This is a genomic window from Azospirillum sp. UENF 312511 (assembly GCF_058780635.1).
On the sequence record NZ_JBSNCG010000001.1, the window covers coordinates 1,322,219 to 1,336,901 of the forward strand.

15 protein-coding genes and 1 pseudogene are annotated in these 14,683 nt (G+C 67.2%); 2 read left to right on the forward strand and 14 right to left on the reverse strand.

Translation table 11 applies throughout. The features are described 5' to 3' along the window. Position 1 precedes the first annotated feature (1 nt). The 9 genes and pseudogenes from cas8c to ACWPN7_RS06125 form a co-directional block, all read right to left on the reverse strand. A pseudogene (cas8c, locus tag ACWPN7_RS06085) lies at positions 2-1,748 on the reverse strand (type I-C CRISPR-associated protein Cas8c/Csd1). Continuing rightward, positions 1,745-2,416, reverse strand: coding sequence for a type I-C CRISPR-associated protein Cas5c (cas5c, locus tag ACWPN7_RS06090; protein WP_040134275.1), 672 nt, complete (start codon positions 2,414-2,416; stop codon positions 1,745-1,747). Before cas5c ends, cas8c begins: the two are co-directional and overlap by 4 nt. Before the next feature lie 455 nt (positions 2,417-2,871). Continuing rightward, the gene (locus tag ACWPN7_RS06095) at positions 2,872-3,624 is read right to left on the reverse strand and encodes a TlyA family RNA methyltransferase (protein WP_040134276.1); all 753 of its coding nucleotides are present in this window, start codon (positions 3,622-3,624) and stop codon (positions 2,872-2,874) included. Between the two features lie 89 nt (positions 3,625-3,713). Then, positions 3,714-4,622: a sensor histidine kinase gene (locus tag ACWPN7_RS06100; protein WP_051658239.1), complete on the reverse strand. Its 909-nt coding sequence runs from the start codon at positions 4,620-4,622 to the stop codon at positions 3,714-3,716. Between the two features lie 249 nt (positions 4,623-4,871). Then, entirely contained in the window at positions 4,872-6,788 is a 1,917-nt protein-coding gene (gene dxs, locus ACWPN7_RS06105; protein ID WP_040134278.1) for a 1-deoxy-D-xylulose-5-phosphate synthase, read from the reverse strand. 18 nt (positions 6,789-6,806) lie between these two features. Beyond that, complete coding sequence (locus ACWPN7_RS06110; protein ID WP_051658404.1) at positions 6,807-7,673, reverse strand: polyprenyl synthetase family protein; 867 nt, start codon at positions 7,671-7,673, stop codon at positions 6,807-6,809. Positions 7,674-7,698: 25 nt separating this feature from the next. Beyond that, the gene (locus tag ACWPN7_RS06115) at positions 7,699-7,953 is read right to left on the reverse strand and encodes an exodeoxyribonuclease VII small subunit (RefSeq protein WP_040134280.1); all 255 of its coding nucleotides are present in this window, start codon (positions 7,951-7,953) and stop codon (positions 7,699-7,701) included. A 156-nt stretch (positions 7,954-8,109) separates the two neighbouring features. Continuing rightward, positions 8,110-9,039, reverse strand: a complete 930-nt coding sequence (locus ACWPN7_RS06120; RefSeq protein WP_040134281.1) for a histone deacetylase family protein — start codon at positions 9,037-9,039, stop codon at positions 8,110-8,112. 168 nt (positions 9,040-9,207) lie between these two features. Beyond that, entirely contained in the window at positions 9,208-9,435 is a 228-nt protein-coding gene (locus tag ACWPN7_RS06125; protein ID WP_040134282.1) for a sulfurtransferase TusA family protein, read from the reverse strand. Positions 9,436-9,703: 268 nt separating this feature from the next. On the opposite strand from ACWPN7_RS06125, the gene ACWPN7_RS06130 reads away from it, so the two are divergent. Continuing rightward, positions 9,704-10,063, forward strand: coding sequence for an ArsR/SmtB family transcription factor (locus ACWPN7_RS06130; RefSeq protein WP_137116179.1), 360 nt, complete (start codon positions 9,704-9,706; stop codon positions 10,061-10,063). Positions 10,064-10,080: 17 nt separating this feature from the next. Here ACWPN7_RS06130 and ACWPN7_RS06135 read toward each other — a convergent pair whose 3' ends face one another. Next, entirely contained in the window at positions 10,081-10,485 is a 405-nt protein-coding gene (locus ACWPN7_RS06135) for a DUF423 domain-containing protein (protein ID WP_456525286.1), read from the reverse strand. 184 nt (positions 10,486-10,669) lie between these two features. Between ACWPN7_RS06135 and ACWPN7_RS06140 the strand changes: the two genes are divergently transcribed. Then, positions 10,670-11,224, forward strand: a complete 555-nt coding sequence (locus ACWPN7_RS06140; protein WP_247894839.1) for a response regulator — start codon at positions 10,670-10,672, stop codon at positions 11,222-11,224. On the opposite strand, the gene ACWPN7_RS06145 is transcribed toward ACWPN7_RS06140, so the two are convergent. The 4 genes from ACWPN7_RS06145 to petA all read right to left on the reverse strand — a co-directional run bounded on the left by ACWPN7_RS06145 (position 11,199) and on the right by petA (position 14,499). Continuing rightward, on the reverse strand, positions 11,199-11,750 hold the full coding sequence (locus tag ACWPN7_RS06145) for a DUF924 family protein (RefSeq protein WP_103041062.1): 552 nt from the start codon (positions 11,748-11,750) through the stop codon (positions 11,199-11,201). The genes ACWPN7_RS06140 and ACWPN7_RS06145 overlap by 26 nt on opposite strands. Before the next feature lie 117 nt (positions 11,751-11,867). Then, positions 11,868-12,632 (reverse strand): cytochrome c1, encoded by a 765-nt coding sequence (locus tag ACWPN7_RS06150; protein WP_035676897.1) that lies wholly within the window; start codon positions 12,630-12,632, stop codon positions 11,868-11,870. Beyond that, on the reverse strand, positions 12,632-13,900 hold the full coding sequence (locus ACWPN7_RS06155; protein WP_040134286.1) for a cytochrome b: 1,269 nt from the start codon (positions 13,898-13,900) through the stop codon (positions 12,632-12,634). Before ACWPN7_RS06155 ends, ACWPN7_RS06150 begins: the two co-directional genes overlap by 1 nt. Before the next feature lie 29 nt (positions 13,901-13,929). Next, complete coding sequence (gene petA, locus ACWPN7_RS06160; protein WP_014198445.1) at positions 13,930-14,499, reverse strand: ubiquinol-cytochrome c reductase iron-sulfur subunit; 570 nt, start codon at positions 14,497-14,499, stop codon at positions 13,930-13,932. Positions 14,500-14,683: the final 184 nt, after the last annotated feature.

Consider the following 14,683-nt stretch of genomic DNA (forward strand, 5'->3'; position numbering starts at 1 on the left):
CTCACTCCTCGGGTTGTGGGACCGGATCGGCGGATTCCGGAGCGGGTTTGCGGGCGTGGCGCTGCTGGTAGTAGCCGATAGCGAAACGCCCCTGCCCGGCCGGCGGCAACTGGCGCGGCAGGCTCATGTCGAGGTCGCGCATGATCTCGTCGATCTCGCGCTCGAACCAGACGGCGAGGCGGCGGGTCCGGCGGTCCCGGTGCAGCACCGCCAGATGATGGGTGGTGGTGCGCAGCAGGCCAGGAACAACGCTGGCCGGTGTCGCCGAAGCCGCCCCGTAGTAGCGGTCGCGGACGCTGGCGTTGAGCCGTCCCAGGGCGGCGCGCTGGGTGTTCTCCAGAACGGCGAACAATCATCCCAGCCGGTAGGCCTGATCGGATTCCGTACGGTCGAGGCTCACGGGCACCCCCTTGTTTGGACCGGTGGACGGATCGGTGGTTCTGCGCCGGTACAGGCGGGCATCGCGCTGAAGGATGGCTTTGCACAGGGCGACGCGTGGACCGTCGATCGGGTCGCCGGCCCGCAGGCGTTGGAGCACCGCTGTCAGCACGCTGCGTGGGTAGCGGTGACCGGTGAGGATGGCTCGCATCAACTCGCCGGCGAGTTGGGGCGGGATGGTCTCGGGCCGCCCCTGCCGCGCCAGGGCGTAGAGCAGCGCCGCCGGAGACGGCGGCGTCTTCCAGGCCGGCGGCTCGAGCCGCAAATCGTCCCAATGCGCTCTCAGCCGGATGAGCAGTTCTCCCGCCGTCAATTCCTGCCAGAAGCGCACCGACAAACGCGGACCGTTCGGTGCGAGGCCAAGGATGTGGACGCCGATATCGGGGTCGATCCCGAGCCCGACTGCCTGGGCGGCAGATGGAACGCTCAGCCAATCCCACTTCCGGCTGGTTTGCCGCCGGTCGTTCCCGTCGCGTACGGGATCAGGCGGTCCGGTGGGACGCAGCGCGGCGGTCACCAACGCCTCGACCCGGCGGGCCGCTGCCTCGCCGTGAACGGCGGCGTCGGCCCAGAACACCGTGGTGGTGTCGCCGATGCGCAGCGTGGCGCCGCTGCCCGGTGCCAGCAGGGCATTGAGCGCGGCGCCGTACCGAAAGGCGGCGGCCTCCGACACCGGGGCGTTGTCCCCCTGGCGCTTGCCGTGGGAGGTGAAGGTGGCCTGATGGAAGGAGACCAGCGAGGCGCCGGTCTTGCGGGCTCCCCACACGCCTTTGATGACGGGATGAAGGCGGGCGGTCGTGCAGGAAACGGGACCGGCCGTCGGCATCGGTGTCGCCGACGAGGCGGAAGACAATGGTGCGGTCGAGCAACGCCGGTGAAAACGGTGCCTGGCCGAAGCGCTCCGGGGTCCACGAGCGCAGGAAGCGCCGGACGGCCAACAGACCGGGATCGTCCGTGCCGTCGAACAGCAACTCGTGCCAGTCGCGGAAGGCGGCGGCGCGGTCGGCGTAGGCCCGTGGTTCGCTCCCTTCTGCCGGACGGCCAAGCCCGAGGACATAGCGGCTGTTGTCCCACAGGAAGAACGGAGGAGGCTTGATCCCCGACCGCTTGAACGAGCGTGGCACCGTCATCGGCCGCCCGTGGCTCTGGCCCTTCGCCCCGAGCCGCAGATCGTCGCAGGCGACGGCTTCACCATCGGTGGACAGCACGAGGCCGAAGGTGATGCGTTCGCGGGTGAAGCCGAAGGGGACGACGTCATGGCAGCGTTCCAGCCGGTCGTAATGGGCGGCAAGAGCGGCAAGGACGCTCATGGCCGCACCGCCGCCGCAACGAAAGGCGGAACGTCGATGACGCCGTCGCGCAGGACGGCATGAAAGAAGCGGGAGGCATGATTGTTGGCGTAATCGATGTCCAGCAGCATGAGACCGAGGTCGCGGTCGCGCTGGTCGCCGGGGAGCTGGTGCATCGGCGGGGATCCCTCCCACAGCATGACGTCGGCCGGAAACTCGCGGGTGCCGAGGCAGGGGGAGCGGAAGCATTGGCCGCGCCGGGCGCGGCGGGTGAAGATGCCAAGGGGAATGTCCAGCCGGTCCCCAACCGGGGCGTCATCAGTCAGGGTGAGGCCGGCGGTGATGAGATAATCGACCTCGACCAGGATGGTGGCGGCGCGTCGTTGCCGGTTGTCGGCGGCGATTCGCGGCAGGGTCTGAAAGGCACCGTTCCGCATGGCATGGCGCACCGAGGCAACCGGGATACGGTCACCGATCTCGTTGCGGCTCAGCGACTGGAAGCGGATTGGCTTGAGGACATGGATGCGGTCGATGATCCAGCGCAGCCCGGGGCGCCAATACACGCTGTCGAAGATACCGCGAGCGGCGGACGGAGTAATGACATCGTAGGAGACGCGTTCGGTTTTGAACTCCGCGCGAGAAAAGCAAGCTCGAGCCCCCGAGACGCGCAATGTGACGCTGTGCGGCATGGAGAACCTCCTGCGATGAGCGTTCCCCAGCAGGATAACCGAATTTCATCCCCCTGAAATCGGGCATTCGTGAGTGAAATACAGAAAAGTTCACTGGTATATAGAATTTCATCCTATTCAATACTGATTATTTTGGCTCTCTATTAGGTTCATCAGAAGATATTGGTCGAATTTATATTCGTTAGATGCCTCTTTTTATTTATAGATGGGAGGAAGAAATATTATTTTTCATCCGTCGCGAAACCTACCCTTCCTGACCATGGAAGCCATCCAAAAGCGAGCCTTGGCCAAGCGGCCACAACACGCAGAAAGCGCATCATATTTCACAAGGAAAATTGTTCATTGGATGCTGTTTTACGGCTGCTCAGCATCCTGGTCGGTGATCTTGGCGCGCGGTTGTGGCGGACCATTTTATGGTTCCGCGGAGTGCGGTTTATGGGTGCTCTCGTAACAGTTTATGGTTCCATCCAGACGTCCTTCACCGCCCCGATCAGAAATTCCTTGTTTCCTTCGGGGCCGGTGATCGGGCTTTCGGTGACGTCGAGCACGCGCCAACCCGGCAGGGCGTCGAGCCACCCGCGGATGCGGTCGCAGACCTCCTGGTGCAGTTCGGGTTCACGGACCACCCCACCCTTGCCGACGCGGCCCTTGCCGACCTCGAATTGCGGCTTGATGAGCGCGATCAGCCGGCCGCCTGGAACCACCAGGGAAAGGGCGGCGGGAAGCACCACCTCCAACCCGATGAAGCTGGCATCGCACACCACCATATCCACGGGATCGGGAATCTCGGCGCTCGTCAGGTGACGGGCGTTCGTCTTTTCCAGAACCACCACGCGCGGGTCGTTGCGCAGCTTCCAGGCCAGTTGCCCGTGCCCGACATCCACCGCGTAGACCTTGGCAGCGCCGCGGGTCAGCAGCACGTCGGTGAAACCGCCGGTCGAGGCCCCCAAGTCGATCGCGGTCAGGCCGGTGGGATCGATGCCGAAGACGTCCAGCCCCTTGACCAGCTTCAGCCCGCCGCGCGACACCCAGGGATGGTCCTGCCCCTTCACCGACAAGGGAGCGTCCTCGGCGATCGCGTCGCCGGCCTTGTCGATGCGCTTGGTGTCGGAATAGACCAGCCCCGCCAGGATCAGCGCCTGCGCCTTGGCGCGGCTTTCTGCCAGCCCGCGCTCCACCAGCGCCACATCCGCACGCACCCGCGCCATCTCAGAACTCCCCCATCGACGAGGCTGGATGCATGGCGCAGGACGCGGCGTTCGGCAAGAGGCGATGAGCCGTCACAGGCGGCGGAGGATCAGAAAGGCAGATCTAGGACGAAGCGCGCGCCGGGAGCGTTCGGCTCCGCGCGCAGCTTTCCCTTCAACTGGCCCGCGAAGGCCCGCGCCACCTTCATGCCCAGCGAGTCGGCGCGCGCGACCTCGAAGCCCGGCGGCAGGCCCCGCCCATGGTCGGCGACGGTCAGGCGGCGCCCCCCCTCGTCCCGCGGCACGAGGCTGACCTCGATGTTCCCTGGGCTGCCCGCCGCATAAGCGTACTTGGAGGCGTTGCCGACCAGTTCGTTGAGGATGAGGGCGAGCGGGATCACCGAATCCACCGGCACCATCGCCTGCTCGACCGTCACGGCGATGCGGCGTTCCGGACCACCGACCGCGAAGTGGCTTTCCATCTCCCGGCAGGCGTCGCTCAAATAGGCCCCGAAATCGACGAGGCTGCCGCGGGCGGCAGCGTGGACGCGCTGGTGCGCCTGGGTCACCGTGCCGATGCGGCTGCACGCCTCCTGAAAGGCGCGGCGCATGTCCGGGTCCTTGGCCGACAGGGTCTGGAGCGTCAGCAGGCTGGACACCAGTTGAAGCGTGTTCTTGACCCGGTGGCTGACCTCCCGCGCGTGGTGATGGGCGGTCTCGGTCGATTCGGACTCAGCGGGACGCAGGGTGACCAGCAGCGACGGGCCGCCGTCCAGGGCGGCCACATTCAGGTCCCAGGACACCTCCTCCGGCCCGGTGATCCGCAAGCGGGTGCCCTCGCCATTGCTCAGCGTCTCGGCCATGCGCACGGCGGAGGCTTCCGGAAAACGGTCCGCCAACGGATGCCCCGGCTGCAAGCCCAGGGCCCGCATGGTGGCGTTGGCGTAAAGACAACGGAAGGACGTCCCGTCGATCACGGCAGTGGGCGTCGGAGACGACTCAACGATGGACCGGAACATCCCCGGACCATCCTGAGCCGATGCGCCGTTCTCGTCGGATGCGCGCCCAGCACCCGCTGCAAACACCTGAGGCATGTTCGACAACACCCAGTCCCGCCGGATACGTTAATTATCTATTGTTTTCGAATTGTAAGACAGCGGTCCCAGCCGCACCAGAGAAAGCGCCCCGCCCGACCTTAGGCTAATGGCAGTAGCCCCTTCGTTCAGGGTCGACATTTGCTGCCGAGCGGCGGCGCTTTCCCTTCGGAGTCAGGCCCGCACCGCCGTCGCCTCGATCCCCAGCGCCTGAAGCGCCGTGGCGACGATGTGACGGGCGGCGAGACCGGCCTCCTCATACTGCTTGGCCGGATTGTCATGATCGAGGAAGCGGTCGGGCAGGACCATCGGGCGGATCTTCAGCCCGCCGTCCAGCAGCCCGGCCATCGCCAGATGCTGCAGCACAAAGCTGCCGAAGCCGCCGACCGAGCCCTCCTCGATGGTGATCAGCACCTCGTGCTCCAGCGCCAAACGGCGCACCAGCTCCTCGTCCAGCGGCTTGGCGAAGCGCGCGTCGGCCACCGTCGTCGAGAGGCCGCGCGCGCCCAGCTCCGCCGCCGCCTTGCGCGCTTCGGCCAGACGTGTGCCGTAGCTGAGGATCGCGACCTTGGTGCCTTCCTGGAGGATGCGCCCCTTGCCGATGGGCAGAACCTCACCACGCTCCGGCAGCTCCAGCCCCACCCCCTCGCCGCGCGGGTAGCGCAGCGCCGAGGCGCGGTCGTCGATGGCGGCGCTGGTCGCCACCATGTGCATCAGCTCCAGCTCGTCCGCCGCCGCCATCAGCACGATGTCGGGCAGGCAGCCGAGATAGGCCACGTCGAAGGCCCCGGCGTGGGTCGCCCCGTCCGCCCCGACCAAGCCGGCGCGGTCGAGCGCGAAGCGCACCGGCAGGCGCTGCAGCACCACGTCGTGCACCACCTGGTCGTAGGCGCGCTGCAGGAAGGTCGAGTAGATCGCGCAGAAAGGCTTGAAGCCCTCGGTCGCCAGACCGGCGGCGAAGGTCACCGCGTGCTGCTCGGCGATGCCGACGTCGAAGCAGCGGTCGGGAAAGCGCTGACCGAACAGGTCCAGCCCGGTGCCCGACGGCATGGCCGCGGTGATGCCGAGGACACTGGGGTCGCGCTCGGCTTCGGCGATCAAGGCGTTGGCGAAGACGCGGGTGTAGGTCGGGGCGTTGGACTTCGGCTTTGACTGGGCGCCGGTGACGACATCGAACTTGGCCACCGCGTGCAGCTTGTCGGCCGAGGCCTCGGCGGGGCCGTAGCCCTTCCCCTTCTTGGTGACGACGTGGATCAGGACCGGCTTGTCGTCGTCGGCGTCGCGCACGTTCTGCAGGACCGGCAGCAGATGATCCAGATTGTGGCCGTCGATCGGTCCGATGTAGTAGAAGCCCATCTCCTCGAACAGCGTGCCGCCGGTGACCATGCCGCGGGCGTACTCCTCCGCCCGGCGCGCCGCCGTGCGCAGCGGGCGGGGCAACTGTTCCGCGATGTCCTTGGCCAGATGGCGCAGGCTGAGATAGGGCTTCGACGAGATCAGCCGCGACAGATACGCGCTCATCGCGCCGACCGGCGGGGCGATGGACATGTCGTTGTCGTTCAGGATGACGATCAGCTTGCTGTTCGCCGACCCGGCGTTGTTCATCGCCTCGTAGGCCATGCCGGCGCTCATCGCGCCGTCGCCGATCACGGCGACCACATGGTTGTCGCGGCCCAGCTGGTCGCGCGCCACCGCCATGCCCAACCCCGCCGAGATGGAAGTGGAGCTGTGGCCGGCGCCGAACGGGTCGTATTCGCTCTCCGACCGGTTGGTGAAACCCGACAGCCCGCCGCCCATGCGCAGGGTGCGGATGCGGTCACGGCGCCCGGTCAGGATCTTGTGCGGGTAGCACTGGTGACCGACGTCCCAGATCAGCCGGTCGGCCGGGGTCTGGAACACGTAATGCAGGGCGACGGTCAGTTCGACCACCCCCAGCCCGGCGCCCAGATGGCCGCCGGTCACCGACACCGCGCTGATGGTCTCGGTCCGCAGCTCGTCGGCCACCTGCCGGAGCTGTTCGGGCTTGAGCGCGCGCAGGTCGGCGGGGGTGCGGACGAGGTCGAGAAGCGGCGTCTTGTCGTTGGGGGTCACGTTGGAAACGTCCTCCGTTCAGGTCCGCCGCGCGACGACGAAGTCGGCGACCGCTTTGAGGATATCGGCGCGCCCGTCGAAGATCTCCAGGTGCGCCTTGGCCTGGACGGCCAGCATGGCGGCCTGCGATCGGGCACGGTCCTGCCCGAGGATGGACACGAAGGTCGCCTTTCCGGCCTGCGCGTCGCGCCCGACCGACTTGCCGGTCTCCGCCTCCGTCCCCTCGATGTCCAGCAGGTCGTCGACGATCTGGAAGGCCAGCCCGAGATCGTGGGCGTAGGCGCGCAGAGCGAGCCGCTGCGGCGGCGGGGCCTTGCCCAGGATGCCGCCGGCCTCGCAGGAGAAGGCGATCATGTCGCCGGTCTTCATCCGCTGGAGCCGCGTCGTCGTGCCGAGGTCGAAGGTCTCATGCTCGGCGATCAGGTCGAGCATCTGGCCGCCGACCATGCCGTGCGGCCCTGCCGCCTTGGCGAGCGCCGCCACGAGCTGGCAGCGCACGTTCGGGTCCTCGTGGGTCGCCGGGTCGGCCAGCACCTCGAAGGCGTAGGTCAGCAGCCCGTCGCCGGCCAGGATGGCGGTCGCCTCGTCGAACTTGCGGTGAACGGTCGGCTGGCCGCGACGCAGGTCGCCGTCGTCCATCGCCGGCAGGTCGTCGTGGACCAGCGAGTAGCTGTGGACGAACTCCACGGCCACGGCGACGCGCAGCGCGCAGTCCGGGTTGACGCCGAACAGCGCCGCGGATTGGCAGACCAGGAAGGGACGCAGCCGCTTGCCGCCGTTCAGGCAGCCGTAGCGCATCGCTTCCAGCACGCGCGATTCGGGAAGGTCGGTCGTCGGCAGGAGGTGCAGGATCGCACGCTCCACATCGGCGGCCATGTCGGCCATGGCTGTCTTGAGGTCGGTCTGCACGTCAGTCGATCCGGGCGGGTTCGGTGCCGAGGGTGCCGTCGGCGGCAACGGTGATGCGGTCGATCTTGGCCTGGGCCTCGCGCAGCTTCGCCTCGCAATGCCGCTTCAGCGCGGTGCCGCGCTCGTAGGACGAGATCGCGTCGTCGAGCTTGCCGCGCCCGTCTTCGAGCTGGCGCACGATGCGCTCAAGCTCGGCCAGCGCGTCCTCGAAGCTGAGGGCGGCGATGTCGGGGGGAATGTGTGCAGCGTCAGCCATGATCCATCCGGCCAATGATCCATACGATGGGGTGCCCGCGATGGGACCGAAAACCGAAATTATGGCTCAGTCCCCAAATGCGCAAGGCCCGCGGCGGGCGTATCACGCTCCCACCACGGGCCTAGCCGGAAGAATTGGCCGGAAGAATCGGAAAGCTCAGCAATACATCAATTCGCGCACATGCGCCGCGGTGGCCGTGGCCAGGGCGCGCAGGTTGTAGCCGCCTTCCAGCACGGACACGATGCGGGCACCGCAATGGGTGCGGGCGAGATCGCCCAGCTTGCGGGTGGCCCAGGCAAAATCGTCGTCGGTCAGGTGCAGACCGGCCAGCGGGTCGCGCGAATGGGCGTCGAATCCAGCGGAGATGATCAGCAGGTCCGGTTTGAAATGGTCGATGGCCGGCAGGATGATGTGGGTCATCGCGTGCCGGAATTCCGGCGAGCCGGACATGGCGGCGAGCGGCGCGTTGACGCAGTTGCCGTACTCGCCCTTTTCCCCCGCGTCGCCCGTGCCGGGATACAGCGGCGACTGGTGGGTGGAGCAGTAGAGCAGGTCCGGGTCGCGCTGGAAGATGTCCTGCGTGCCATTGCCGTGGTGGACGTCGAAATCCATCACCGCCACCCGCTGCAGCCCGTGCGCCGCCCGCGCGTGGTAGGCGCCGACCGCGGCGTTGTTGAACAGGCAGAAGCCCATGGCCTTGTCATGCTCGGCATGGTGCCCCGGTGGGCGCACGGCGCAGAAGGCGTTGCGCGAATGGCCCGACGCCACCGCGTCCACAGCCGCGACCACCGCCCCGGCGGCGCGCAGCGCAGCCTCGCCGGAGCCGGGGGACATCACCGTGTCGGCGTCGATGCCGGCGTGTTCCTGCTCCGGCACCAGCGCCAGGATGCGCTCGACATGCTCCCGCGGGTGCGCCCGGGACAGCTGCTCAAGGGTGGCGAGCGGCGCCTCCTGCCGTTCGAGCATGTAGAATTCTTCGGTCTCAAGCGCGGCCAGCACTGCACGAAGCCGGTCGGCGCATTCCGGATGGCCCAGCCCTGTGTCGTGGTCCAGGCAGGCGGCGTGGGTGAACAGGGTGGTGAACATGCTTTATCTGTCTTTTTCGTTCGTGTTCGAGGCATTTCCCTGCACCCATTCTTCCCGGATCGCTAATGAAAGTACAGGATGATTGCGGGGCTTATCGTCACATCCCCCAACCGCCACCCCCACCCCCTTTGCGCGGTGAACGTGCAAGCCATCCTGTTTTCAGTGCCGTCAGGCGCAGCGTTCGATCACGAAGCGGTAAATGCCCCCCTCCTCCACGCTGGAGGCCAGCCGGTTGCCGGTGGCTTCGCAGAAGGCGGCGAAATCCTTGGGCGCGCTGGGGTCGGTCGCCTCGACGGTCAGCGTCGATCCGGGCGGCACCGTCTTCAGCGCCTTGCGCGCGCGCAGCACCGGCAACGGGCATTGCAGCCCCTTGGCGTCCAGCGTCTGGTCGGCCATCGTTCCTTGCACTCCTTTGGGCGCCTTTGGGCACCGCCGCAACGATTCGAGGCGGCGAGTTCTAGAACGGCGGCGCGCGCGGCTTCAACCCGTTGAACGGTGCATTCGCGGAACGGGGAACATTCTTTCGACTACGGGACATCCACGGGTAGACAGCGCGGTACACTCTTCCATATGATTGAACACGAACGATAAACGGCGGTGCTGCGGCGCAAGGGTTGGGCGCAACGGTTCGCTGTTGCTTGGCGTCGACAGAAACGGTCGTTTCATGAACATTGCCGATCTGCAGAGCAACGCACGGCGGGCCAGCACGCTGCTCAAGGCCATGAGCAACGAGCGCCGCCTGCTCATCCTGTGCTACCTGACCGAGGGCGAGAAGTCGGTCGGCGAGCTGGAGGAGCTGGTCGACCTCAGCCAGTCGGCCCTGTCCCAGCATCTGGCCCGCCTGCGCCGCGACAAGCTGGTGCGGACGCGCCGCGCCGCCCAGAACATCTATTACTCGCTGAACGGTCACGAGGCGCAGACCATCATGGCGACTCTCCATGAGCTGTTCTGCGTGCCCGTCACCCGCAAGAAGGACGAGGGGTCGCCAACCTCCGCCGAGGAAACGAGCAGCGCCCCAGCCTGAGCGCCGCCCTTCCCGTTTCAGGCCCGCCCAAGGAAGCGCCGCCCGAACAGCAGAACCGCCAGGGCCAACACCAGCCACCCCAGGATGAAGGCGCTGCCGCCGGTCGGGGCGGTCATGGCGAAGGGCAGCGGGCCGCTGGTGGCGGTCGCGTAGAGCGTCCCACTGAAGAGCAGGATCCCCGCCACGAACAGCCAACCCGACAGGCGCAGCGCCAGGCGCGCCGGGCCGTCGGCGGTGCGCAGCAATGCAACCAGGGCGACCAGGGCCAGCGCGTGCCACATCTGGTATTGCCCGGCCAGCCGGAACAGCTCCTGCCCGCGCGGGTTGCCGGCCAGCCCGTGGCTGGCATAGGCCCCCGCCCCCACCGCGACGGCGCCGTTGAGGGCCGCGAAGGCCACCCAGAGCCGATCAACCAATCCCATATGTCCTCTCCACGCTGGCGTTCCCGCATTCCGTCCATTGCGGGCGGCGGGAAAAGTTCAATCTCGTAACCAACTGGCCCACCCTTTGCTTAGCACGGATCGGCCAGCCATCTCATCCCCTCGGGAAACCGGGAGTCCGCGGCGGTTCGGCGCAAATTGATTTGCAAAATGCCAAAGGCTCGTGGTGAACCACATCATTCTGCACCGACAGCCGCAAGACACCCCCCACACCGAGCCGGCGCCACACAGCTCGCCGGTTTCCCTGGGCACGCTGCCACCGTCCGGGGAGGAGCGCCTGATCGCCTGGGCCGTGGCCCGCGGTGGGCGCCTGCTGGTGGTTGACGACAGCCCGACCAACCGGCTGCTGACCGCGGCGCTGATGCGCAAGGTCGGCTTCACCGTGGACACCGTGGACGGCGGGGCGGAGGCCATCGCCTCCGTCGCCGCGGCGGAGGTCCCCTACGACGCCGTGCTGATGGACGTCGCCATGCCGGAGGTGGACGGCATCGCCGCGACCCTGGCGATCCGGGCGATGGCCGGCCCCCGCGCCATGGTGCCGATCATCGCCGTCACCGCCCACGGCTTCGCCGAGGACCGCGACCGCTGCGTGGTCGCCGGCATGAACGATTACGTGCCCAAGCCGGTCCGCCGCCCTGAACTGCTGGCCGCCCTGAAGCGTTGGCTGGAGCCCCGGATGCCGGAGGGCGAGACCGTCAGAAGGACGACCCCGGCTCCTTGAGGAACTCTGCCTCCTCCGGCGTCGTCTCGCGGCCGAGAACCGCGTTGCGGTGGGGAAACCGCCCGAAGCGCGCGATGACGTTGCGGTGGCGTTCGGCGTAATCCACGACCTCCGGATCGCTGACCCGCTCCCGGAACAGGGTGCAGGACAACTCCTGACAGTCCATGTCCTCCTGATGCTCGAACGGCAGATAGAGGAAGATCCGCTCGTCCTCGGTGCATTCCAGGTCGTATCCCTGCTCCACCACATGGCGGGCCACCGCCAGCGCCTTGCCATCGGTCGCGAAGGCCCGCGGCGAACCGCGGAAGACGTTGCGCGGCACTTGGTCCAGCAGGACGCAGAGCGCCAGGCAGCCGTCCACATCCTCCAACCAATGATCGTACCGCCCCTCCGCCGCCGCCTCGTGATGGGGAAGCAGCGTGTCGCGCACCGTCCGGTCGAAACTGTCGGACTGGCGGAACCAGTAGGGCTTCATCGCTTCGTCGAACCAGAAATCCACGATCTCGTCGATCAGCCTGTCGGTCATCTGCACCACCTTCGCCTGGGAATGGGGTCGCCGGTCAAGAACCTCGCCCACAAAAGAACAGGGCGCCCGAAGGCGCCCTGTCCAGTCTCGATCATCCACACCGGGCCGGGACGCGGCTCAGTGCAGGGTGCTCCACAGCTTGCGCTTGGTGGCGTACATCAGGCCGGCCAGCACGATCAGGAACAGGATCACCTTCACGCCCATCTGCTTGCGCGCATCCATGTGCGGCTCGGCGATGAAGGTCAGGAAGGTGCTGATGTCGTGGGCCTGCTGCTGCACCGTCGCCGGGGTGCCGTCGGCGTAGGTCACGCCGTCCGGCATCAGGATGTTGGGCATGCCCACCTGATGACCCGGGAAGTACTTGTTGTAGTTCATGCCCGGCATCAGGGTCACGCCTTCCGGCGGGTTCTCCTCGAAGCCGGTCAGGAAGGCGTAGAGGTAGTCCTCGCCGCCGACGCGGGCCTTCGCCATCAGCGACAGGTCCGGCGGCAGGGCGCCGTTGTTGGCGGCGCGGGCGGCGTTGTCGTTGGGGAACGGCGACGGGAAGCGGTCGGCCGGGATGCCCGGACGCATGAACATCTCGCCCGCGTCGTTCGGACCGGCCTGGACCTCATAGCCGGCGGCGATCGCCTTCAGCTCGTCCTCGTTGAAGCCGATGCCGGCGAGCGTGCGGATCGGGACCAGCTTGGCCGAGTGGCAGGTCGAGCAGACTTCCTTGTAGATCTGGAAGCCGCGCTGCGCCGAGGCCTTGTCGATGGTGCCGAAGACGCCGCTGTGCGACCACTCCTGCTTGGGAATGTGCACCGCTTCCGACGCCTGCGCGGCGCCGGCCAGACCCAGGGCGACGGCCGCGGAGAGGATGGCAGACTTCAGAGAGCGCATTATGCCTTCTCCATGGGCTTGGCGTGGGCGCCGGCGGCAACGCGGCCACCGCCCTTCAGAACCGGTTCGCAGATGCTGGCGGGGAGCGGCAGCGGACGCTCCAGCTTGCCCAGCAGCGGCAGCAGGATCAGGAAGTGGAAGAAGTAGTAGGCCGTGCCGATGCGGGCGACCAGCAGCCACACGCCTTCCGCGGGCATCGCGCCGGCGTAGCCGAGGACCAGGGCGTCGATGGCGAGGATCCAGAAGAACTGGCGGTAGATCGGACGGAACTTGCAGCTGCGCACCTTGGAGGTGTCGAGCCACGGCAGGGCCGCCAGCACCGCGATGGCGCCGAACATGGCGAGCACGCCGCCCAGCTTGTCCGGGATCGCGCGCAGGATCGCGTAGAACGGCAGGAAGTACCATTCCGGAACGATGTGCGCCGGGGTGACCAGCGGGTTGGCCGGGATGTAGTTGTCCGGGTGGCCGAGGTAGTTCGGGGCGAAGAAGACGAAGGCCGCGTAGAAGATCAGGAACACGACGACCGCGAAGCCGTCCTTGATCGTGACGTACGGGTTGAACGGAACGGTGTCCTGCGGGCCCTTGGCGTCGATGCCCAGCGGGTTGTTGGAGCCGGAGACGTGCAGGGCGGCGGTGTGGAGGACGACCAGGCCCAGCAGCACGAACGGCAGCAGGAAGTGCAGCGCGAAGAAGCGGTTCAGCGTCGGGTTGTCGACCGAGAAGCCGCCCCACAGCCAGGTCACGATCGGGTCGCCGACCAGCGGGAAGGCCGAGAACAGGTTCGTGATGACGGTGGCGCCCCAGAAGCTCATCTGGCCCCACGGCAGCACGTAGCCCATGAAGGCGGTCGCCATCATGGCCAGCAGGATCAGCACGCCGAGGATCCACAGGATCTCGCGCGGCGCCTTGTAGGAGCCGTAGTAGAGACCGCGGAACATGTGGATGTAGACGGCGATGAAGAACATCGACGCGCCGTTGGCGTGGACGTAGCGCAGCAGCCAGCCGTAGTTGACGTCGCGCATGATGCGCTCGACCGAGTCGAAGGCGATGGTCGTGTGCGCGGCATACTGCATCGCCAGCACGAGGCCGGTGGCGATCATGATGACCAGCATGATGCCGGCGATGGCACCGAACGCCCACAGATAGTTGACGTTCCGGGGCATCGGATACTGGTTGTACTCATGGTCCAGCATCGTGAAGATCGGCAGGCGGCTGTCGATCCACTTCACGACGGGATTCTTGAACTGGGGGGCGTGAGCCTGAGCCATCTTGGGGTCTCCAGAACCTTAAGGGCCGCTTAGCCGAGCCGGACCGCGGTGTCGCTCGTGAAAGCGTACTGCGGAACGACGAGGTTGGCCGGGGCGGGACCCTTGCGGATGCGCCCTGCGGTGTCGTAGTGCGAGCCGTGGCAGGGGCAGAACCAGCCGTCGTAGTCGCCGCGCGGATCGGTCGGCTTCTGGCCCAGCGGCACGCAGCCCAAGTGCGTACAGATGCCGACGACGATCAGCCATTCCGGCTTCTTGACGCGGGCGTCGTCGGCGGCCGGGTCGCGCAGTTCGCCGAGGTTGACGGTGCGCGCCTCCTCGATCTCCTTCGCCGTGCGGTGGCGGACGAAGACCGGCTTGCCGCGCCAGGTGACCGTGATCGCCTGGCCTTCCTGGACCGGGGCCAGATCCACGTCGATCGAAGCCAGCGCGAGGGTGTCGGCGGCCGGGTTCATGCTGTCGATGAACGGCCAGACGGCCGACGCGACACCAATGGCACCCACGGCCCCGGTGGCGAGGTAGAGAAAATCACGGCGGGAAGCCCCCTCGCCGCCGGGGGCCGCGTGGCCACCCGTCCCGGGCGGATGCGTGGTCTGAGCCATAAGCGTTAATCTCCTCAAGGCATACGCGGCGCGCCGAAGCGCCCTATGACACGTGGACCAGTGTTTATCACGACTTGACGGGCATGTCCGCTCACTGGGTGGGTGGGTGCGCGCCGCGTCGACCGGGGTTGTATGTCCCGGGTATCCGGGGTGCGGTATACAGTCGCGGCAACGCCTTGAAAAG